We start from the raw sequence: 21,200 nt of genomic DNA, 5'->3' as shown, positions 1-21,200 counted from the left end.
GATAAGCGTTGGCTACAACATGCGAAGAACGACTTAAACGCTGCTGCAGATTCTTTTTGTTGAAAATGCTCATAAATCATGGCAGTTCATTCCGTCAACGCGACGGAATGGCTTTTTAAATCCCGTTAATCCCTTACCCATTCCTCGACCAAACGGCTGGGCATATGCTGTGACTCGCTGGATTGCGGGTAGTTTTTGCCGGCGAGGATGCAATAGATCACCCGTAAGGTATCCGCCAGCAATAGCCAGGTGATCAGCATGAACAAACTGGTCAAGCCGGCATTCAAATAGTCATTAAAAATCAAATGTGGAGCGGCTTTGATTTGCTCGGCCGGCAGCGTGCCATTATTCAGTTTGGTGGATAAATCGGCGGCATGTGCCAGAAAACCTACTCGCAAATCTTCGGCGAACAGTTTCTCCCAGGCGGCGCAACTGGTCACGATAATCAGCCACACTAAAGGTAGTGCGGTGACCCAAACGTATTTGAGCTTATCGGTTTTCACCAATATCGTGGTGGCGACGCATAAAGCAATCGCGGCAAGCATTTGGTTGGCGATGCCGAATAAGGGCCACAAACTGTTGATGCCGCCCAACGGATCAATGGTGCCCATGTACAGGAAATAGCCCCAGGCGCCCACCACCAAACCACTGGTCAGCAGGATGCTGGGATAACTGTTGGTTTTGGCGAGACCGATATTACCCAGCATGTCTTGCAGCATGAAACGGGCGACGCGGGTGCCGGCATCCAAAGTGGTCAAAATAAACAGCGCTTCGAACATGATCGCGAAGTGATACCAGGCAGCCAGCAGATGCTCGCCAAACACTTGTGCGAACAGGCTGGCCATACCTACCGCCAGCGACGGCGCGCCGCCGGTGCGGGCGAACAGCGTCGACTCGCCCATGGTTTTGGCCAGGGTTTGCATTTGTTCTACACCGACCGGAAAACCCCAGCTACTGATCTTGGCGACCGCATCGACCGCTTCCTTGCCGACGATGCCGGCCGGGCTGTTGATCGCAAAATACACACCAGGCTCTAACACCGATGCGGCGATCATCGCCATGATGGCGACGAAGGATTCCATCATCATCGCGCCGTAGCCGATGAAGCGGGCGTCCTGCTCGTTAGCCAGCAACTTGGGCGTAGTGCCGGAGGAAATTAGCGCATGAAAGCCGGAAATCGCGCCACAAGCGATGGTGATGAACACGAACGGAAACAGTTTGCCGCCGAAGATCGGTCCGCTGCCGTCGATAAACTGGGTCAGGGCGGGCATTTTCAGTTCCGGGCGCAGCACCACGATGGCGACCGCCAGCGCGGCAATGGTGCCGAGTTTCATGAAGGTGGACAAGTAATCGCGCGGCGCCAGCAATAGCCAGACTGGCAATACCGCTGCCGCGAAGCCATACAGAATCACCATCAGTGCCAGTTGTGGTGCGTCGTAATCGAACCAGACGCGAATGGCAGCGTTATCGTCGATCCAGCCACCGCCTACTACCGCGAAAATCAGCAAGGAGACGCCGATCAAAGTCGCTTCCAACACCCGGCCCGGCCGCAAGTGGTGTAGATAACAGCCCATCAGCACCGCTATCGGTATCGTCGCGGCCACGGTGGAGGTCGCCCAGGGGCTGTGTTTCATCGCGTTGACCACCACCAGGCCCAGTACCGCGATCAAAATTACCATGATCATCATCACGCCTATCATCGCCGCGCTGCCGCCGATTGCCCCCAGCTCGTCCTTGGCCATTTGTCCCAAAGAGCGGCCGTCGCGGCGGATCGAGAAAAACAGCGTAACGAAATCCTGCACGCAGCCGCCCAATACTGCGCCGATCAAAATCCACAAAGTGCCTGGCAAATAGCCGAATTGCGCGGCCAGGGTCGGGCCGATCAATGGGCCCGGTCCGGCGATTGCCGCAAAATGATGGCCGAACACTACCCATTTGTGGGTCGGCATGAAATCGCGGCCGTCATCAAAGCGTTCGGCCGGCGTGGCGCGGCTGGGATCCAGCACCAAGACTTTAGTGGCGACAAAGGCGCTATAGAAGCGATATCCCAGCGCGTAGATGCAAATCGCCGCGACGATCAGCCACATGCTGTTGATGCTTTCGCCGCGTTGCAAGGCGATGCCGCCGACGGCAAAGGCGCCGGTCAGTGCGACGCCGGTCCAAAATATAATGGACGGTAATTGTTTGTTGTTGCCAGGCATGGCGAATTCCTTTCGAAAGTAGTGCGGTGTATTGCGCGATAAAATTCGCAAAATGGTAGCACGCCGGCAACGATTGGCGTAGACGGGTTTAACGCCGAATCAGGCCGGTTGAGCGGTGTTTATCGGCTATTGGCTCACGGTTAAGGATGATTGCGGTCGATAGTATTGGTGGCTTATCGCGTTAGTCGTTAAAATCCGCAGCGCATGAGTAGACTTTTTTGATGGTTGATTACGGAGGATGAAGATGAATAAAAATACTTTCAGCGGCTTGTTATTGGCGGCGACCGCATTACTGACGGTCGATGCGGCATTCGCCGAAACCGCGCCGGCCGCGAAACCGGAACATGGCGAATACCGCGATTGGCGTGTGCTGGGCGTATCCTTGCGTCACGACAAAAACAGTATGCGCGCTATCGTCGGCAACCATGTGGCTATCGCCGCGGCTCGGGCCGGCAAAGTCAAACCCTGGCCGGATGGTAGCATCATCGCCAAGATCAAATGGGGCGAAAGGAAGCATCCCAATTGGGAACAAGCCACCGTTCCCGGCGAATTCATCGCCGCCGAAGCGATGGTGAAAGACACCAAGAAATACGCTGAAACCGGCGGCTGGGGTTTCGGTATTTGGGAAGGCAAGACCTTGAAAATGCTGGATCAGGAAAAATCCGCGCCGTGTTTCGCTTGCCATTTGCCGATGAAGGATAGCGACTACGTCTATACCCTGCCTAATCTACAATAAACGCGATACCCCTAACTCGAGAGGCGAGTTCATTCGCCTCTCTTCGCCGCGCCCAGTAGACCAGTAACATGCGCCGCAACACTGGCCGCCAAGGCCCTCAGATTGTAACCGCCTTCCAAAGCCGAAATAATCCGGCCCTGGCAGCAGGCATCGGCGATCGCGATCAATTCATCGGTAATCCAGCGGTAATCGTCTTCTTCCAGTTGTAAAGAAGCCAAGGGGTCGTCTTTATGAGCATCGAAACCGGCCGAGATCAAGATCAGTTGCGGAGCGAATTTTTTCACGGCAGGCAAGATAATCTCGCGATATTTGGCCCGAAACACCGCGCCGTCGCTACCGGGCGGCAAAGGCACGTTGATGATGTTGCCGACGCCGTGTTCCGACGGATGGCCGCTGCCCGGATAATGCGGCCATTGATGGCTAGAGGCGTATAACACTTGCGCTTGCTCGTAAAACGCCGCCTGAGTACCGTTGCCGTGATGAACGTCGAAATCGACGATGGCGATCCGCTGCATGCCATAATGGTGGCGAGCGTATTCCGCGGCTATCGCGATATTGTTGAACAGACAAAATCCCATCGGATAATCCGGCATGGCGTGGTGCCCCGGTGGCCGCACCGCACAGAAGGCCCGATCGGCTTGTCCTCCGAATATCTTATCCACCGCATCGCAAAGCGCCGCTACCGCTCGCAATGCCGCTTGCTTGGAACCGGGCGAAACCACGGTATCGGCATCGAAATGGGCGGTGCCTTGCTGGGGTATCGTCGTCAACACCTTGGCGATCATGGCCTTGCCATGCACCAGCGCGATTTTGTCTTCGATATCGGCCGGAATAGCGGGTTCGATTCTGATCAGGGCCGCAAATTCCGGCTCTGCCAGCGCCTCATCTATCACCCTAAGTCTGTCGGCGCATTCGGGGTGCGCCAGGCCGGTATCGTGAATCAGAAAATCCGGGTGACTGTAATAAAGCGTATTCATAAGCTGGACTCCGGCGGACATTGCGCTGAGGTATCACGGTCTAGTGATTGCTTGGATGCAGTGTATCTCGCTCCACGGCAAAAAAGCTATGAATATTAGTTATTTATACAAATTAATCCGTAGCGTTTTTCAGCGGTATGAGGATACTTTATTCAAAATTGATGTAGTGAATTCGCGGTAAGGCAATGGCGCTGTCTACAGACACCCAGTAGATTACGGGGCACGGATTTTGGATGCGCTTTTCCCTACATTGTCCATTTCAGCTCGCATCGCGTAAAATCCGTTTTCAAAATCATGCTCGCTTTGGAGAAAAACCCATGAAATACCCCTTGTTTGTTGCATTAATGTTGGTCGCCGGCCTGGTTGGCGCGGAAGAAGCCAAGGAAGAGTGGAATGAAACGACGCTGAAGGACGAGACGATTCAGAAAATTCAGCAGGCTCAGTTTACCTATAAAAAATGCGTGGTCGATACCATGCAAAAGCCTGAATATGCCAAGATGGAAAGCCGCAATGCCACCGATGCCATCATCAGACTGTGCGAACCGACGCTGGCCGAAATACGCAAAGTGTATACCGATGCCGAAGTACCGGGCGTGATCGCCGACCGGCATTTGAAGAAAATGCGGATTCAAGTGACGCGCAATTTGCTGCAAGAATTGATGTATGTCGAAGCGGCCAAGAAGGCCGGCATGCCCTAAACCTATCAGGATGCGCCTCTGCCATTGTCACGCGGTCGTGCCAGTCGAACGGCCATAGTGTTAACGGGCGCCGCGATACCTCTTTTTAATTCATCATTTAGTCTTTCATGAATACCTACACCATCGATTTATCCTTGCGCCCGACCACCTTCGATTTGTGGCATGTGTGTTTAGCCGGTACCGCCGCGCTGTTGGCTTTGATCCTGATTGTGGTTTTAGTCTCGGTACTGCTGGGCATGCGCCGTTGTAAATCCGCCGCGCCGGCTGTAGTTGCCGTTGCGCCGCAACCGGAAATCAAAATCGTCGAGAAGATCGTCGAAGTGGAAAAAATTGTCCAAGCTCCGACGCCGGAACCGGTGGTCTTGAAGGAAACCACTCCGGATGCGGCTTTGCAATTATTGAGTTTGCTGCAAAAAGAAGCCCGTTTTATCGACTTTATCAAGGAAGATGTCAGCGCCTTCTCCGACGCCGAAATCGGCGCGGCGGCGCGGGTGGTGCATCAAGGTTGCAGCAAGGCGGTCAGCGAGCACTTCACACTGGCGCCGGTCAGCAACGATCCGGAAGGCAACCGGGTGACCTTGAATAAAGGCTTCGATGCCGCGTCATTCCGTTTGACCGGCAATATCGTCGGCGAAGCGCCGTTTACCGGTACCTTGGTGCACAAAGGCTGGCAAGTCACCGAACTGCGCTTGCCGAAATTGACCGAAGGCCATAACGCCAAAATCGTCGCACCGGCCGAGGTGGAATTATGACGGCGCGTTATTCGGTCGGTATCGACTTAGGGACGACGCATTGCGTTTTGTCTTATGTCGATTTGGAGGCTGGCGACGATCAAGTGGTTCTGGATGTGTTGGCAATCCCGCAACTCACTGGCCCCGGCAGCATAGAAGACAAGGCGCAACTGCCGTCCTTCACCTATTTGGCCCACCCGGCCGAGATTGCCGAAGGCGCGACTGCCTTGCCGTGGACTGCTAAACCGGAGTATCTGGTCGGTGAAATCGCCCGCAATCTGGGCAGCAAAACCCCTATCCGGCTGGTGTCCAGCGCCAAGAGCTGGTTGTGTCATGCCGGCGTCGATTGCAAACAAGCGATTTTGCCTGTGGAAGCGCCGGAAGATGTGGAGCGGATTTCGCCGTTTGCCGCTACCAAAGCCTATCTGCAACATCTGCGCGATGCCTGGAATCACCGGTTCCCGGAACACAATTTACAAGATCAGGATGTCACCATCACCGTGCCGGCCTCGTTCGACCCGGCCGCCCGCGAACTGACTGTCGAAGCGGCGCGAGCGGTGGGCTTGGGGCAGGCGGTGTTATTGGAAGAGCCGCAGGCTGCCTTGTATAGCTGGATCGAAAACAGCGAAGGCGACTGGCGCAATCACGTGCAAATCGGCGACGTGATTTTGGTGGCCGACATCGGTGGTGGCACCACCGACTTGTCGTTAATTGCAGTCACCGAACAGGACGGCAATCTGCAACTGACGCGGGTGGCGGTTGGCGATCATATCTTGCTGGGCGGCGACAATATGGATTTAGCCTTAGCCTATACCGTGAAAGCCAAGCTGGAACAGGATGGCGGTAAGCGCCTGGAATCCTGGCAATTGCAGGCTTTAACCCATGCCTGCCGAGAAGCGAAAGAAAAACTGTTCAATCAACCGGAATTAGGCAGCATGCCTTTGGTCGTAGCGAGTCGCGGTTCGTCCCTAATCGGCGGCACTTTGCGTACCGAGCTGACCCGCGATGAGCTGAACCGCATTTTGGTCGAAGGCTTTTTGCCTTGGGTACCAATTGACGAAAGACCGGTGGTCAGGCCGCGTAGCGGTTTGCGTACCGCCGGTTTACCTTACGCGCAGGATGCCGGGATTACCCGCCATCTGGCCGCATTTTTGTCCAGGCAAAAAGAGGCTACTGGCGAACTACCCGATCACGTTTTGCCGGAACACGCCAGTTTCCTGCATCCGACCGCCGTGCTATTCAATGGCGGGGTGCTAAAAGCAGGCTTGATGGCCGAGCGTTTGATGCAGATATTAAATAACTGGTTGCAAGCCGAACAGGCCGAGCCGGCCAGATTATTGCAAGGCGCCGATCTGGATTTGGCGGTGGCTCGTGGGGCGGCGTACTACGGTTTTGTGCGTAAAGGCAAAGGCGTACGCATCAAGGGTGGCACGGCGGCAGCCTATTATGTCGGCATCGAGAGTTCCATGCCTGCAGTACCCGGATTGCCCGCGGAAATCGAAGCCTTGTGCATCGCCCCGTTTGGCATGGAGGAGGGCAGCGAACAGGAATTGCCCAACGACGAATTCGGCTTGGTGATTGGCGAACCGGTGCGGTTTCGTTTCTTTGCCTCGAAAACCCGCCGCGACGATGTGGTGGGCGTACGCCTGGAACATTGGCAAGACGACGAACTTGAAGAACTGGACGAAATCGAGATTACCTTGCCGGAAGAGGGCCGCCATGCCGGCGACATCGTGCCGGTGCATTTGTCGGCGGCGGTGACCGAAGTGGGGACTTTGGAACTAAAAGCCGTTTCCAAACGCGATCAACAGCGCTGGAAAATCGAGTTTGATGTCAGGGCAGGCGAGGCAGGATAGAGTTTGAATCGAGCTTGAACCGAATGGCTCAAGCTTTGGACGATTGCTCTGTTTATGGTTAACCCTCTCCGGAAAGGAGAGGGTAACTTGATGGATGGCCTTATCGTTGTTGATAGTAAGGCTGCTGGTATTGCTGCTGCGGGTATTGCTGGTACTGTTGAGGATAGCCTTGCTGTGGATATCCTTGTTGTTGCGGGTACTGTTGTTGAGGGTAGTTTTGCTGTGGATACCCTTGTTGCTGATAAGGCTGGTTTTGCTGAGGATAACTCTGTTGCGGATAACCGCCCTGTTGATACGGTTGGTTTGGTTGTTGCGGGTAACCTTGCTGCGGTTGCTGTGCGGCACCGGCATTTTGATTGGCGTTAATAGCCAGTTCTACCCGGCGATTGATCGCGCGGTTGGAGTCACTGGTGTTTGAAACCTTTGGCGAGCTTTCGCCCATGCCTTGCTGCGATATACGCATACGGTTCACACCGCGTTGGCTTAAAAAATTGGCAACGCTGGTCGCGCGGGCCTCCGATAAGCGTTGGTTGTCAGCGTCGGAACCGACATCGTCGGTGTGGCCGGTGACCGAAATAGTCGATTCGGGATAGTTGTTCAGGATTCTGGCTATCGGATCGAGGGCATTTTGAGCCTCCGGTGTTAAGTCCGCTTTACCGAACGCGAAGGTGACATTGCTGGTGCTGGGCATGTTCAAAGTCAACTGGTTTTCGGCGGTACGCTGAACCTCGATGCCGGTACCTTGCAACGATTGCTGCATCTCTTCTTGTTGTTTGTCCATGTAATAACCGACACCTGCGCCCACCGCAGCCCCGGCTAAAGCGCCCAGGCCGGCATTTTTCCAGTCGTTACCGCCGAACAGGGTGCCGGCACCCGCGCCCACTGCCGCGCCAACGCCGGCGCCCTTGCCGAGGTTGCTGATGCCGGATTGGCCGGTGTAGGGATTGGTAGCGCAAGCAGTGGTTAATGCCGCGATGATGCCCGATATAAGTATTTTTTTTGTCATAGTTATTTCCCAATGTGAGTGCCTAAAAACCCGTGAATTGTCCGCCGATATGACAATCTCTACAAGTGCGCACGAATTAAAACTAAGCTTGCTTAATCTTGGCTTAAAGCGGCACGATTTAGCAATAATACCTTGTCAGCCTGTCGAAGCATGAACGGATATATTTTTTTAGAGGTCCATGAATAAAAACGGTACCGTTGTCCGGTCGGATATACCGGGAATGCAGCGAGAAGGGGGATGGCCCAAGTAAAAACTCCCTTATTTACGGATCAAATCATCAGCGTTCGAGTTATTTTCTCCATCAATCAAGCTCGGAACCGCAACGACCGAGAAATTTTCTTGAATGATCGAGCTCAGAGCTCAATCGGCCGAGAAATTTTCTCAATCGATTGAGTTCTGAATCGGAACGTTCGAGCTTTTTTCTCGATCGTTCTTCTTCGGAGCTGCATCATTCGGGCTCCGAGCTAAAACGTTGGAGTTATTTTGTCCAATGGTCGAGAAAAAAGCTTGGCCGTTGCAGAAAATTTGTGCAACAGCCAAGAAAATAAGTCAATTTGCGGTACTGGCTTAGTGAGCGGTTGGCGTCGTGGCCTGGGTGGTCGAGCTGGTCGATTTTCTGGCGAAGCGGCGGCTTAAACCGTCCAGGTGTTGTTCCAGGGCGCCATTTTTGCCGGCCAGTTTCGCCGCTTGATAAACCAGCAAGGTCTGGCTGTAAGCATCGCTGCCCGCCGCCAAAAACGTATCCTCCAGTCGGCCTTGTAACTGCGCGAGGGCCAATACCAGCGGCTCCAACTGCCGGACTAAAGTCACGTCGCGCTGGTATTCGTCCAGATCGAAACTGCGCGGCAATATGCCGGGATTTTGCACGGCCAACACCAAGCCCTGGTCTACAAACGCCCGGCTCTTGTCGCCCAGCTTGGGCAAGGCCCGGCGCTCGTCGGCATTTAAATCGATCAAAAACGGCAACAGGCTCTGAATTTGACCAATCAAACCCAACACGGCGTTCTGCTGGTCGGCGGAGAGTTCGCCCTTGACTAAATCGTTGTTCATAATTGCTCCTTGTCAAAAATATTAATACCGGGATTCATGCCGATGCAAGCATAGAACGGGTTGAATGCCTGTATTTTAAGGGGATAGTAGTGGGGTGGCAGTCGCTGCACACTTAAACTGCCGCTTTCGGCAACCGGCAAGCAAGGTATTGCGCGTAAACGGCTAAAATGAGTCGCCTTTGGGTTGCCGGCTGAGTTTAGTGGAAAAATGGCAGGGATTCAAACCTATCGGAACCCGAATGCTAAGCACGGTTAATATTTTTAGCCGGTTTATATTTGATCGCAATGTCTAATGGCCGCTTGGTTTGTATAGTGGCTATCCAGTTCAAACGTTCGAGTTCGGCCAACTCCTGCCGGTCACGAGTGGCGCCTTTATGGTGGCGAATAAAGTAGTGCGAGGTTGGGCAACGAACTAATATTGCTGGAAGCTGCTAAAATAAAAAGGTTTCTTTTTATGCGGCATTTTTGAGACAAACTTTTGAAACTTGCAAACCCTTGATTCTGAGGGCTTTAGAAAGCATGTCAAAACTTACCCTTTGTGAGAATAGTATTTAGGATAAGCCGCTTTCGATTACAATGTCATGGTCAATTAAATAGCCACGTGGTAAAACTATGACAAAGCTAAATCGTGAAGATGCCTCAAAAAAAGGGGCTGATTTCTATCTTAAAAATCAAGATAAGTGCAGTAAAATTTTTTCAGAACCTGATAAACTCGAATATTATAAAATTGCAAAAAATGTAATAGGCGAAGGCGATGATAAAGATAATAGTCTCAATAAACTAATAATGTTTATTGGTGGTTATAAGTGGGAAGCATTTAAATTTTATGATTTAGATGAACATGCACAATCCGCGCTAAAAACGATTTTAGACGACCAAAAAGAACAATGAATCAACGCGGGAGCGCGTGTTCTCGTTAGCCTTTAGGAGAAGATATGGGATTTTTAAATAATTTGTTTGGTGGAAAAAAAAGCATTTCATCAGTTTTAGTCAATACACAAAAAAAGCTTTTTAGAATATATAATATATCAAATCCAAGTGATGCTCAAAAAATGAAAGCATCCGTTTATCTTTGTATCACTGGAATTGCTAGTTTTAATGAATTAGGAAATAATAAGCCAGAATTAAGACCACATTTATTGCCACTAATTGACAATTTAGTTCAAGAAGCAAAAGAACTTACAAAATCATTATCAATTAGGGTTAAGGATATAACGAACGATAATGAAGAGCTGAAAGGTATGCTTGATTTTTTTCCTAGACATATTCCGATAAATGAATCAACTAACCTAAACGGTTTGGCAGCATTTGAAGCTCTATATAACTCTAAAGTTACAAATTTGATTGACGAAATTCTAAATCATACACGCGGCCCGTTTGGATCTACAGGGTATGCGGCAATTATTGTTGCAGATGGAATATTTGGCAAAGGTGCATCAGAAGATTATTTTATTGATGTTGCGAAGGAACTTGAAAAGTTCACATTAGAGCTTTGCGAAGCGCGTTAAAATGGTTATAAGCTACTTCAAAAGGTGACACAATGGAAAACTCTATACTGTACACGTTTAGCACCATCGCTCAAACTTTATCTGGTTCAATTACAGTATTGGCCTCGTTTTTTCTTTATTACTTACAGAAATCAAATACAAAATAGAAAGTATTAGCGAACAATTAATGAGTTGGATTGATCATATAAAAATCAAACCTAATTCATGTCTTTATAAGATTAGTTAATGAAATAAGAATTTATTCATAATAAATCAATAAGGTATCAAGTAATTCTATCCTAATATAGGAATAGGTATGAAAAAAATAACATTATGTTTGGTTTTATTCTGCTCTTTTGTGTTTGGTTCCACGGCTTTTAGTGAAGACAGCTCCGCACAACTTTTACTAGCGCGTAGCGCAGGATCATATCTCGGTATATTTGAGTATATTAGGGTTTTTAAATATTCTAATTGTGGATATACAATGCCAAAATCCTTTCCATCTGTTGATGAAGTGCTTGTAAGTGAAGTTATTCCAGTAATCCAACCAGAGTATAGAGATGAGATAAAGACCTCACTAATTAGCATAAAACCTGAGTTATCAAAACAGGCAAATGAAATTGTTAGTGGCATGATTGCTTCAGCTCGAAAGGATTATGATGATAAAACAGCCTGTGGTGTGGCGGCTTCAATTATGGGAGATATACATGGGCGCGCAAGTCAAAAATGGGAATCAGACAAAGCAAAGTATGGCTGGAAAGAAAGTAAATGGAAATTTTTGGCCAAGTAATATACACCTTAAATTCAATGGTAATATTACAAAAAACCAACAGAAACTTTAAATTGGTTTAAAAAGCACATACTTATAAAATATCTGTAATCACCAAATTGAGGTGTGCATATATAATAAAAAATATCTCTATTATCCCCAGAAATATCTGGTTGGTTAAATAAATTTAGTATATTTTGGTCTGTATCTTTTTCTAAAAAGTGTATGTGGATTTTTGTTTTCCCTTCGAATCTTTTTTTATGCTGATGAAAAAATAGGCCACGAGACAGACAATTGAAAAATTCATGTATTCTTTTTATACAAACTTTAGCATAAACAACTTCTTTTCCAGATGGTTCAATACATATCTTTGCTTGATTTAAAATAGCATGTCTAAAACGAGATTTTCTTTCAAACATTGCTCGATGCGATGACTCAAGTAATGAAATCAAACTAGAATCATTTTCAATTTTTTCAGATGCGTTAGCAAATAAGGTTTTAATATATTCGTCATTCATTGATTTGCTCGAGTTATGCTCATCACATGATGGAACAGTAATTAGATTATTTCTTTTTCCTTTGGGAAAGAAACATTTAGGCGGGAGATGCTCCATTGAAGTTTTTTTTGCATTGCAAAAATAACATCCATTGCTCTTATCGTTTTGCATCGTTATAAGCCAAATTAAAAAGTCAAAAATTAACCTTTAGTTTACAATAAATTTATAAGTCTGTTAGTTTGGTAGCATCAAAATCTCAAATATGAGACATTTTAATACGTTCTGTCTCATGTTTTGACTGCCTGTTCATTGCTGTTTGCCAAACATCGTGAATGACAGGATTTGGGCGTCTTAAATCCAAAGTTGACTGGCAGATGTGGGTCGATAACGCCAACCCACTAATTTCATATGCCGAATAATTTCTGCGCAGCCACATTCAGACTTCTTATTAAAACTTATCTAGCTATAGCCATATGTCTGGATGCGCCGAAACTTAAGTCACAAGTATGCCTATCAGCGTTATGGCAACGCGTTGATCATTCGAGCGCATTTCGCATAATATTCGCCGCCTTCCCAGGCTAAGGTAACCAGGCTGAGTGCCTTGCTATCGGTATCATTCGTTGGATCAGCAATTAGCGATAATTGCGTTTGCCAGTACCAGTTAACCGACTCTACTGATTTGGTGCAATCGCCGAACGGAGATATAACATCGCCAAACAAGGTTTCCGCTTTTGTTCGCAGTGATTTGAGTAATTCGGAGAGTTCTTCCCGCTTCAAATTGCTTTTTAACACTATCCCGTCTCGGGTCATGTCTTGGGCATCGGTAAATGCATTCAGCCATGCTTCCGCATCGGCTTTGCTGGGCGCTTTAAATGATAGATAGTTGTCGGCATTGGCGGCCGAACAAAAGGCCAGAATAGTCCCCAATAGATGTCTTTTCATGATGTCTGGTTAATAGGTGGATGGTTTGGTTTGGGTGGCGGACCGAACTTGGTTTAAAACCTCTAACAGCTGAGCAATATCTTCACCCGTTGCTTGAGGAGTTGTTTGCGGTTTGCCCTGAATTTTTGCTTCAGTCCAGTCGACCACTTCGCCCGATCCCCAGGACAACAGAGAGGCTAAGGTAAACACCAGCAGACTACGTGTCGTGCCTTTCGGCAAACCTTGATTATCCAGGAAACCTCGGGCACGCTTGGCTATCCAGATGAATACGATGGTGGTAATAAGCAGGTTCCAGATGGATGGTAAGGTAAACAAATTCACTCCAATTTTTTATAACTTAAGAGCGGGATGGGGTACATACCCCGTCCCGCGAGTTTGAAACCAACATTGGAATTGACGGGATTTTCTAGGTTGCGGATACCGGTGGCTGCGGCTCGCCGGTTTCCTCAATACTCACCGGCTGGCCGACCGACAAGTTGCCGGGTTTGTCGTGCAAGGCATTTTGGCCGAAATAGACTTTGTTTTGCCATTTGCGTAGCCGATTCAGCGTCGTCAGCGGTTCTTTGCCGCTTAACGCGGTCAAAGGATCGATAGTCGGTACCGAACAGCGTGAACAAGGTTTGGGTAATCTGAAGCCGATATGGTTGATGGTGATGCGCCGCCAAGCGTCTTCGGCGTAGCTGTCGCAGTCGGCGACCACGAGATTAGGCCGGAAGCGAACCATATCCAATTCCAGTTGCATGGCTTGATTCAGTGCATTTAAGGAATTTTCCGAAACGATTAAAAATGGAAAACCGTCGGAAAACGAAGTTTGATCATTATCTGTCGCATATTTCGGATCAACCTTGCGAATGTCTTGGTCGGTTTGATAGACCAGCCTGCAGTCGATTTCCAGAAAACGGCTTAACCAAACGTCTGGATCACGGCCGCAGGATTTAGCCAGACAATGGTCGTGCCAGACATCTACTTCAAGCACTTCGCCGTCGTCCGCTTGTAAGGGCAGTGCTAAATCGGCTTGACCCGGCGCGGATAAAATCAACTGCTCATCGTCGATATGGGTTTTGATTAACGCCATTTTCGGCAAACGCCGTTGGCTAAGGAACTGTCCGTCCTTGTCGACCAGCATCCATTTTCTGTCGTACAACAAGCCTTTGTTATCGACCGGCCAGTGTTGCACCGGAATACCGGCTAGCGATTTGACCGGATAAACATATATTTGGCTGAGTATCGGCATGGTTTTGATTGTATCAGCTGAAATTTAAGTCTGTTTGGGTATGCAGTATGTGGTCGGCTAGCGCCGCATTGGTGGTGTCGAATTTAATGCCATAACGGTGGGCGGCACAATCGCAATGGACGACAACAGCATCGATTTCAAAGCGGCTCCCGTCGCTAAATAACAAAAAAAGCTTTATCCGGCATTTTTTGACCATTTTTTTTTCGCTAAGCACCAAGGCGCCTCGGCTGCTGATATCGCGCAATAATACCGGAAATAGGCGGGGAAACCACAGGCTGCGGATCTTGATGGCGGCTTTGATGTCATCGCGCAAATATCGGACCGCACTACGCTTGTGAGACCATGGGTCATCGGGCGTAACCTTCTGATCGAGAAAATCCAAAGAGAAATCTGGCTCTGACATGGCGAAAGCTGCGAATGTAAAGGTGGCTAAGTATTGATGTTAAACCGCTAAAATTCAATAGACGGCCAGTGATTATTGGTTGAGCCTGCCGCTTGGTAATCCGTTAAAATTATGATTTTGTGAAAAGATTCCGCGAAATATGAAAAAAACCAAGCAACTTGTAATTTGTGCGTTGATATTGGCATGGCTTACCCAGGGTATCGCGCTGGCGGCGCCGGCTAAACAGTTGGTGAAAATAGCTTATCTGAGTCAGGAACAAGCCGTACCGGTGGCTTTATCGAATCTTGATCCGTTTATCCAAAATAAAGGCCAAATTGGGGCCGAGCTGGCCATCAGCGATAACAACACTACAGGCCAGTTCACTGGTCAGCAGTATGAATTAAAGAAAGTCGTGGTGCCGGTCGACGGGGATATTCAGCAAGCGTTTAATCAATTGGGCGACGATATCGGATTGGTGGTGCTGAATGTCGGTCCCGAGCAACTGAATCAGCTGGCAGATTTGCCTTCCGCTAAGAATAAATTGTTGCTGGATGCCGCGACTAGCGATGACGAATTGCGTAACGGCGGCTGTCGGCATCATGTCTTGCATCTCTTGCCGAGCCGGGCGATGCGGGCCGATGCGCTAGCGCAATACATGCTGAAAAAACGCTGGCAAAACTGGTTTTTGGTGACAGGACCCAGTCCGGCGGATCAGTTGTATGCGGCGGCGGTCAAGCGGGCCGCTAAACGATTTGGTATGAAGCTGGTCGCTGAAAAAGCCTGGACCAACGATTACGACGCGCGCCGTACTGCCCAAGCCGATGTGCCGGTGTTTACCCAAATAGACGATTATGACGTATTGGTAGTGGCCGATGAGCAGGGCTTGTTCGGCGAATATCTGGATTACCGCACCTGGAAGCCGCGGCCAGTGATAGGCACGCAAGGCCTGATCGCCACTGCTTGGCATAGAACTCACGAACAATGGGGGGCGGTGCAATTGCAGAATCGTTTTAAGGAGGCTGCCGGCCGCTGGATGGAAGAACAAGATTACGCGGCCTATCTGGCTGTCAGAGCGATAGGCGAGGCTAGTGTCCGCAGTAAGTCCAATCAGGTGCTAGCCATCAAGGATTATATGCTGTCGGAGGCGTTTGCCTTGCAGGGGTACAAGGGTATGCCGCTGTCGTTCCGTGCTTGGGACGGACAGTTGCGCCAGCCGTTGCTGCTGGCTGCGCCACGCTCAATGGTCGGTGTGGCACCGGTAGAAGGTTTTTTGCATCCCAAGACCGAGCTGGACACCTTGGGTTACGATCAACCGGAAACGGCCTGTAAATAAGGGTTGATTTAAGGTTGTTTTATAGGCGCGGATTTTTTGCGCCTATAAACGAGAAACCGGATTTGCTTGGCGTTTTTGGCACTAAAAGCTCCGCTAATTCTGGCTGAGCTGACCCTGCAAATACTGATTGATCTGTTCTAAGTCCTGTTCGTTCAGGCTGCCGGCGGCTTCCTTCAGTTTGATACCGTTGATCAGATAATCGTAGCGGCTTCTGGCGTAATCGCTTTTGGCTTTGAACAGGTTACGTTGTTCGGTTAACACGTCCACCATGGTGCGGGTACCGACTTCAAAACCGGCCTCTGCCGCTTCCACAGCCATTTCCGCGGATTTGCTGGTGGCGTCCAGAGCCTTGACTCGGCTGATGCTGGACACGACGCCGCGAAATGCGTCCTTGACGCCACGATTGACGCTGCGCTTCACTTTAATTAAATCTTCCTTGGCGGCTTCGTATTCGTGTTCCGCTTGACGGGTACGAGACGAGGTGCCGCCGCCTTCGAACAACGGTAAATTCAATTGCAAGCCCACGCTTTCGTTATCGCCGCGCAAGCCGTAACGGTTACCGTTGTCTTCTTCGCCATATTGGGCAACGATGTCCAGGGTCGGCAAATGTTTGGATTGTTGCAAGTCGACGTTTTTGCGAACGTATTCGGCTTGGTTGATCTGAGCGACTATCGAGAAATTATTGCTTTCGGCAGAGTTGGACCACGAGGCTAAATCTTCCGGGGCTGGTGGGCTGAGCGGAATATGCGGCTGCAAACCATTTAAATCGGCGGCGTTTTCACCGATGATTTCCCGCAAGGCTTCCTTGCTGTTATCCAATAGGTTTTGCGCCTCGATTTCGCTGGCTGTGGCCCGGTCGAAACCGGCTTGCGCTTCGTATACATCGGTAATGGCGATAATGCCCACATCGAAGCGCTGCTTGGCTTGTTCCAATTGTTTTTCGATAGATTTTTTCTCAGCCACGCTGAATTCCAGGTTATCCTGCGCGGCCAGTATATTGAAATAAGCCTCGGCGGTTCGACGCATCAAGTTCTGTTGTTTGGCTTGGAACTGGGCTTCGGCCTGGGCGATTTTATTATCACTTTGATCAAGCTGGATCCAGTGGTCCCAATGAAACACGGGTTGTTTCAAGTTAAAACCCAGCTTGTGGTCCCAATAGTGCTGTAAGGTGGTACCCAAAAAGCTGGAGCTTTCCAGACGATTGCGGCTGCTATTGGCGCTAAACGAAATATTCGGCAACATCTGCGCAATACTTTGTGATTTTATCTCTGCGGTCGTCAGCTTATTGATATCCGAGCTTTTAAATTCGGGGTCGTTTGCCTTTGCCAGCTGATAAGTTTCCAGCAAATCCTGGCTAAAAGCCGATTTCGCCGGAATCAACACGGCCAAAAGCGTGAATAACAGTCTTGTCATTGCTATATCTCGTGCGGAGAGGTGAAAATAAACCAACATTATCGCCTAAAATACAGGCGCTTCTGTTGTTAATTAAGAGTGCCATAAGGTTAGGCACACATTATTCGTTCGTCAAAAATAAAACCTAAACCCAAAAGAGTCATTATGAGTCAGAAAATTACTAAAGCTGTATTTCCGGTTGCCGGCCTGGGAACCCGTTCTTTGCCCGCCACCAAGGCCGTTGCCAAGGAGATGCTGCCCGTCGTCGATAAACCCTTGATTCAATACGCCGTGGAAGAAGCGATTGCCGCCGGCATCGATACCATGGTGTTTGTGACCGGCCGTAATAAAAATTCTATTCCAGACCACTTTGATAAATCCTACGAACTGGAAAAAGAACTGGAAAAAAGCGGTAAAACCGAGCTGCTGAAAATGCTGCGCGAGTTGTTACCGCCACACGTCTCTTGTGTGTTTGTCCGTCAAGCCGAGGCGTTGGGCCTGGGTCATGCGGTGCATTGCGCCAAGCCGGTGGTCGGTAACGAACCGTTCGCGGTGATTCTGCCGGACGACTTGATCGAAGACGGCAGCCGCGGTTGCATGAAGCAAATGGTCGAGCTGTTCAACAAAGAGCAAAGCAGCATTCTGGGCGTGGAGCGGGTCGATCCCAAGGAAACCCATAAATACGGTATCGTCGAGCATACCGAAACCGCGCCGCGCATCGGTAAATTAAGTTCTATCGTCGAAAAGCCGAAGCCGGAAGTGGCGCCTTCCAATATCGCCGTGGTGGGCCGTTATATTTTGACGCCGGCGATCTTCGAAAAAATCGAAAACACCGGTCGCGGTGCCGGCGGCGAGATTCAGTTGACCGACGCGATCGCCGCGCTGATGAAAGATGAACAAGTGCTGTCTTATGAGTTTGAAGGCAACCGCTACGATTGCGGTTCCAAATTCGGTTTCTTGCTGGCCAACGTCGAATACGGTTTGCTGCATCAGGAAATCAAATCCGAATTCGCCGCGTATCTGAAACAACGCGTCAACCGCGTTTAAGCGCTAGACAACGGAATGGCGACGATTAACGCCATTCCGTTGTTGCCGGCGATTGACGATCTCGTAAATCAACAACGCGCACATAATCAGCGCAGTGCCTAATATGGTTTTTACCGTCAACGGTTCATGGTTGACGCTATAGCCCAGCAACAAGGACATTACCGGTGTCATCAGATTCATCATGGCCACATTGGTCGCTTGCATATTGTTCAATACGAAATAATACAAAGCAAAGCCTAGCGTCGTGGCAATCACGCCCAGGTAGATGATCGAATACAAAGTTTGCGGCGGAATATTGGTCGGTAACGCGCCGTCGTCCAGCCAATACCAGGTGCAGAAATACAAGGGCACCGCTACCAACAATCCACCGGTTACTAACTGCAGGGCCGATAGGCCAGCCTGAATCTGTTTGACCCACACCGCGCTGGCCGCGTGGATAAAGGTGGCGACCAGCACGCCTATCACGCCTTGTAAAGCCAGCTCGTCCAATTCCAAAGCCGAGCTGAACATCACGACTAATCCGCCAACGCCCAAGCTGTAGGCGATTAATTTACCCCAACCCAGGCTGCGTTCTTTCAAATAGGCTGCCGCCATGAAGGCTGTCATGAAAGGGCTTAAGCCGAAAATCACCGAAATCCAGCCGGAAGGTACGAACTGTGCCGACCAATAAGTGACCAGCATACTGCCATAGAGCTGCACTGCAACCGCCAAGTAGGTTAACAACGCGGCGCGATGCCAGGGCAGTGGCCGGCGTATCAGCAGCAATAGCAACAGCAGACAAACCAAGCCCGTGGTCATCCGCGCCGTTGCGCCGAACACGAAACTGACGCCGTTGCTGCTCCATTTGATCGCCAACGGCGTGGTGGTCCAGACCAGTACTACGCTGATATAGGCTAAAGCCAGCCGAGTTTTCACCTTAAGGTAGTTTCAAGCGATTGGCGATTAATTGCTCAACTACCGATGGATCGGCAAGCGTCGAAGTATCCCCGAGATCGTGGAATTCGTTGGCGGCGATTTTGCGCAGGATGCGGCGCATGATTTTGCCGGAACGAGTCTTCGGCAAGCCGGGCGCCCACTGAATCAGATCGGGCAGCGCGATAGCGCTGATTTCTTCTCTGACCAAGTCTTTTAATTCGCCTTTCAGACTACTGTTGCCCTCGATGCCGACGTTTAAGGTCACATAAGCGTAAATCCCCTGGCCCTTGATCGGATGTGGGAAACCGACCACGGCGGCTTCGGCCACCAGATCGTGCAGCACCAGCGCGCTTTCGATTTCGGCGGTGCCCAAACGATGGCCGCAAACGTTCAGTACATCGTCGATCCGACCGGTAATCCAGTAATAACCGTCTTTGTCGCGGCGGGCGCCGTCGCCGGCTAAGTAATAGCCGGGGAATTTGCTGAAGTAAGTATCGACGAAACGTTGATGGTCGCCATAAATAGTGCGGGCCTGGCCGGGCCAGGGATAGGTCAGCACTAAAATGCCTTCCGCTTCGCCTTCCAGGACATTGCCATCCTGATCGAGTAGAGCGGGTTTGATGCCAAAGAACGGCAGTGTCGCCGAGCCGGGTTTTAACGCGGTGGCGCCGGGCAGGGGCGTGATCAGAATGCCGCCGGTTTCGGTTTGCCACCAGGTGTCCACCAGTGGGCAACGTTTGCTGCCGACTACTTGGTAGTACCATTCCCAGGCCTCAGGGTTAATCGGCTCGCCAACGCTACCCAGGATGCGTAAAGAGCTGCGTTTGGTGCGGGTAACGAATTCGTCGCCCTGTGCCATCAGTGCGCGAATCGCGGTCGGCGCGGTGTAAAAAATATTGACCTGATGTTTGTCGATGACTTGCCAGAAACGATCGGGGTGCGGATGAGTCGGTACGCCCTCGAACATCAAACTGGTGGCACCGTTGCATAACGGTCCGTACAGCACGTAGGAATGGCCGGTAATCCAGCCGATGTCGGCGGTGCACCAGTAAATATCGCCCTCTTGATAATCGAAGATATATTTATGCGTCATCGCCGCATACAGCAAATAACCGCCTGTGGTATGCAGCACGCCTTTCGGTTGGCCGGTGGAGCCGGAGGTATACAGGATGAACAGCGGATCTTCGGCGTCAACCATCACCGGTTCGCAGTCGGCCGACGCGGTTTGCATGGCTTCGTGATAGCAAATGTCGCGACCTTCAGTCCACGGGATTTCGTGGCCGGTGTGCTTGATGACGATGAGGGTCGTTAAATTGGGGCATTGCTTGACGGCTTTGTCGGCATTCAGCTTGGAATGAACCAGCTTGCCGCCGCGATAACTTTCGTCGGCGCAGATCAACAGCCGGCAATCGGCGTCGATAATCCGGTCGCGCAATGCATCCGCCGAGAATCCGCCGAACACAATGGAATGCACCGCGCCGATCCGGGCGCAAGCCAGGATCACCACGGCGGCTTCGGCGATCATCGGTAGATAGATGCAGACTCTATCGCCTTTCTCCACGCCGTTGGCTTTTAACACATTGGCAAATTGGCAGACTTGGTGATGCAGTTCCCGATAGGTCAGCGTTTTCTGATGGGCCGGATCGTCGCCTTCCCAGATGATGGCCACCTGCTCGCCGCGTTTTTCGAGGTGACGATCCAGACAATTGACGGTGACGTTGAGTTTGCCACCCTTAAACCAGTGGATTTCGCCTTTTGGATAATCGTATTGCATCAGCTGCTGCCAGGGCTGATGCCAGTCTAAAAACCGCGTCGCCTGTTCGGACCAAAAAGTCTCCGGATCGTCTATCGACTGCCGGTAGAGGCGTTGATAAGTATCGGCGTCAATATGCGCGTTACCGGCGATGATCGGGTTGACCGGATAGATTTTTTGATCTGACATAACGTA

The 21,200-nt window shown here is 50.3% G+C and carries 21 protein-coding genes; 9 read left to right on the top strand and 12 right to left on the bottom strand.

All coding sequences use genetic code 11. From position 1 onward, the window contains the following. Window positions 1–125 precede the first annotated feature (125 nt). A complete protein-coding gene (locus QZJ86_RS13910; protein WP_301671023.1) occupies window positions 126–2,201 on the bottom strand; it encodes a carbon starvation CstA family protein in 2,076 nt (691 codons plus the stop codon). 244 nt (window positions 2,202–2,445) lie between these two features. Here QZJ86_RS13910 and QZJ86_RS13905 point away from each other — a divergent pair, with 244 nt between their 5' ends. Then, the gene (locus QZJ86_RS13905) at window positions 2,446–2,937 is read left to right on the top strand and encodes a cytochrome P460 family protein (RefSeq protein ID WP_301671022.1); all 492 of its coding nucleotides are present in this window, start codon (window positions 2,446–2,448) and stop codon (window positions 2,935–2,937) included. Window positions 2,938–2,966: 29 nt separating this feature from the next. On the opposite strand, the gene QZJ86_RS13900 is transcribed toward QZJ86_RS13905, so the two are convergent. Next, window positions 2,967–3,914 carry a histone deacetylase family protein gene (locus QZJ86_RS13900; RefSeq protein ID WP_301671021.1) on the bottom strand — a complete coding sequence of 316 codons (948 nt, stop codon included), beginning with the start codon at window positions 3,912–3,914 and terminating at the stop codon, window positions 2,967–2,969. A gap of 317 nt (window positions 3,915–4,231) precedes the next feature. Here QZJ86_RS13900 and QZJ86_RS13895 point away from each other — a divergent pair, with 317 nt between their 5' ends. From QZJ86_RS13895 to QZJ86_RS13885, 3 genes are all read left to right on the top strand, one after another. Further along, complete coding sequence (locus QZJ86_RS13895; RefSeq protein WP_301671020.1) at window positions 4,232–4,612, top strand: hypothetical protein; 381 nt, start codon at window positions 4,232–4,234, stop codon at window positions 4,610–4,612. Between the two features lie 107 nt (window positions 4,613–4,719). Then, entirely contained in the window at window positions 4,720–5,364 is a 645-nt protein-coding gene (locus QZJ86_RS13890) for a DUF2760 domain-containing protein (RefSeq protein WP_301671019.1), read from the top strand. Further along, entirely contained in the window at window positions 5,361–7,199 is a 1,839-nt protein-coding gene (locus tag QZJ86_RS13885) for an Hsp70 family protein (protein WP_301671018.1), read from the top strand. The genes QZJ86_RS13890 and QZJ86_RS13885 overlap by 4 nt, the downstream gene beginning before the upstream one ends. A gap of 100 nt (window positions 7,200–7,299) precedes the next feature. Here the strand turns inward: QZJ86_RS13885 and QZJ86_RS13880 are convergent, their stop codons facing one another. Both QZJ86_RS13880 and QZJ86_RS13875 read right to left on the bottom strand, forming a co-directional pair. Further along, entirely contained in the window at window positions 7,300–8,205 is a 906-nt protein-coding gene (locus QZJ86_RS13880; protein ID WP_301671017.1) for an OmpA family protein, read from the bottom strand. Window positions 8,206–8,772: 567 nt separating this feature from the next. After that, a complete protein-coding gene (locus QZJ86_RS13875; protein ID WP_301671016.1) occupies window positions 8,773–9,255 on the bottom strand; it encodes a hypothetical protein in 483 nt (160 codons plus the stop codon). Between the two features lie 611 nt (window positions 9,256–9,866). On the opposite strand from QZJ86_RS13875, the gene QZJ86_RS13870 reads away from it, so the two are divergent. The 3 genes from QZJ86_RS13870 (at window position 9,867) to QZJ86_RS13860 (ending at window position 11,531) form a co-directional block, all read left to right on the top strand. Next, window positions 9,867–10,145, top strand: coding sequence for a hypothetical protein (locus QZJ86_RS13870; RefSeq protein ID WP_301671015.1), 279 nt, complete (start codon window positions 9,867–9,869; stop codon window positions 10,143–10,145). Between the two features lie 44 nt (window positions 10,146–10,189). After that, entirely contained in the window at window positions 10,190–10,762 is a 573-nt protein-coding gene (locus QZJ86_RS13865) for a hypothetical protein (RefSeq protein WP_301671014.1), read from the top strand. 295 nt (window positions 10,763–11,057) lie between these two features. Continuing rightward, window positions 11,058–11,531, top strand: a complete 474-nt coding sequence (locus tag QZJ86_RS13860) for a DUF2059 domain-containing protein (protein WP_301671013.1) — start codon at window positions 11,058–11,060, stop codon at window positions 11,529–11,531. 26 nt (window positions 11,532–11,557) lie between these two features. Here the strand turns inward: QZJ86_RS13860 and QZJ86_RS13855 are convergent, their stop codons facing one another. The 5 genes from QZJ86_RS13855 to QZJ86_RS13835 form a co-directional block, all read right to left on the bottom strand. Beyond that, window positions 11,558–12,178 (bottom strand): hypothetical protein, encoded by a 621-nt coding sequence (locus QZJ86_RS13855; protein ID WP_301671012.1) that lies wholly within the window; start codon window positions 12,176–12,178, stop codon window positions 11,558–11,560. Between the two features lie 348 nt (window positions 12,179–12,526). Then, entirely contained in the window at window positions 12,527–12,949 is a 423-nt protein-coding gene (locus tag QZJ86_RS13850) for a hypothetical protein (protein WP_301671011.1), read from the bottom strand. Window positions 12,950–12,958: 9 nt separating this feature from the next. Next, on the bottom strand, window positions 12,959–13,264 hold the full coding sequence (locus QZJ86_RS13845) for a hypothetical protein (protein ID WP_301671010.1): 306 nt from the start codon (window positions 13,262–13,264) through the stop codon (window positions 12,959–12,961). 91 nt (window positions 13,265–13,355) lie between these two features. Then, entirely contained in the window at window positions 13,356–14,183 is an 828-nt protein-coding gene (locus tag QZJ86_RS13840; RefSeq protein WP_301671009.1) for an MOSC domain-containing protein, read from the bottom strand. 13 nt (window positions 14,184–14,196) lie between these two features. Beyond that, window positions 14,197–14,586, bottom strand: coding sequence for a PilZ domain-containing protein (locus tag QZJ86_RS13835; RefSeq protein ID WP_301671008.1), 390 nt, complete (start codon window positions 14,584–14,586; stop codon window positions 14,197–14,199). Window positions 14,587–14,725: 139 nt separating this feature from the next. Between QZJ86_RS13835 and QZJ86_RS13830 the strand changes: the two genes are divergently transcribed. Then, window positions 14,726–15,898, top strand: a complete 1,173-nt coding sequence (locus QZJ86_RS13830; protein ID WP_301671007.1) for an ABC transporter substrate-binding protein — start codon at window positions 14,726–14,728, stop codon at window positions 15,896–15,898. Between the two features lie 93 nt (window positions 15,899–15,991). On the opposite strand, the gene QZJ86_RS13825 is transcribed toward QZJ86_RS13830, so the two are convergent. Next, window positions 15,992–17,311, bottom strand: coding sequence for a TolC family outer membrane protein (locus QZJ86_RS13825; protein ID WP_301671006.1), 1,320 nt, complete (start codon window positions 17,309–17,311; stop codon window positions 15,992–15,994). A 144-nt stretch (window positions 17,312–17,455) separates the two neighbouring features. Here QZJ86_RS13825 and galU point away from each other — a divergent pair, with 144 nt between their 5' ends. After that, window positions 17,456–18,337, top strand: a complete 882-nt coding sequence (gene galU / locus QZJ86_RS13820; protein ID WP_301671005.1) for a UTP--glucose-1-phosphate uridylyltransferase GalU — start codon at window positions 17,456–17,458, stop codon at window positions 18,335–18,337. Between the two features lie 3 nt (window positions 18,338–18,340). On the opposite strand, the gene QZJ86_RS13815 is transcribed toward galU, so the two are convergent. Together QZJ86_RS13815 and acs are read right to left on the bottom strand one after the other, a co-directional pair. After that, complete coding sequence (locus QZJ86_RS13815; protein WP_301671004.1) at window positions 18,341–19,252, bottom strand: DMT family transporter; 912 nt, start codon at window positions 19,250–19,252, stop codon at window positions 18,341–18,343. A gap of 1 nt (window position 19,253) precedes the next feature. After that, window positions 19,254–21,194, bottom strand: a complete 1,941-nt coding sequence (gene acs, locus QZJ86_RS13810) for an acetate--CoA ligase (protein ID WP_301671003.1) — start codon at window positions 21,192–21,194, stop codon at window positions 19,254–19,256. Between the last annotated feature and the right edge of the window lie 6 nt (window positions 21,195–21,200).

The organism is Methylomonas montana (genome assembly GCF_030490285.1).
In the GTDB taxonomy this organism is placed as follows: Bacteria; Pseudomonadota; Gammaproteobacteria; order Methylococcales; family Methylomonadaceae; genus Methylomonas; species Methylomonas montana.
This window is presented reverse-complemented; position numbering and strand designations above follow the sequence as displayed.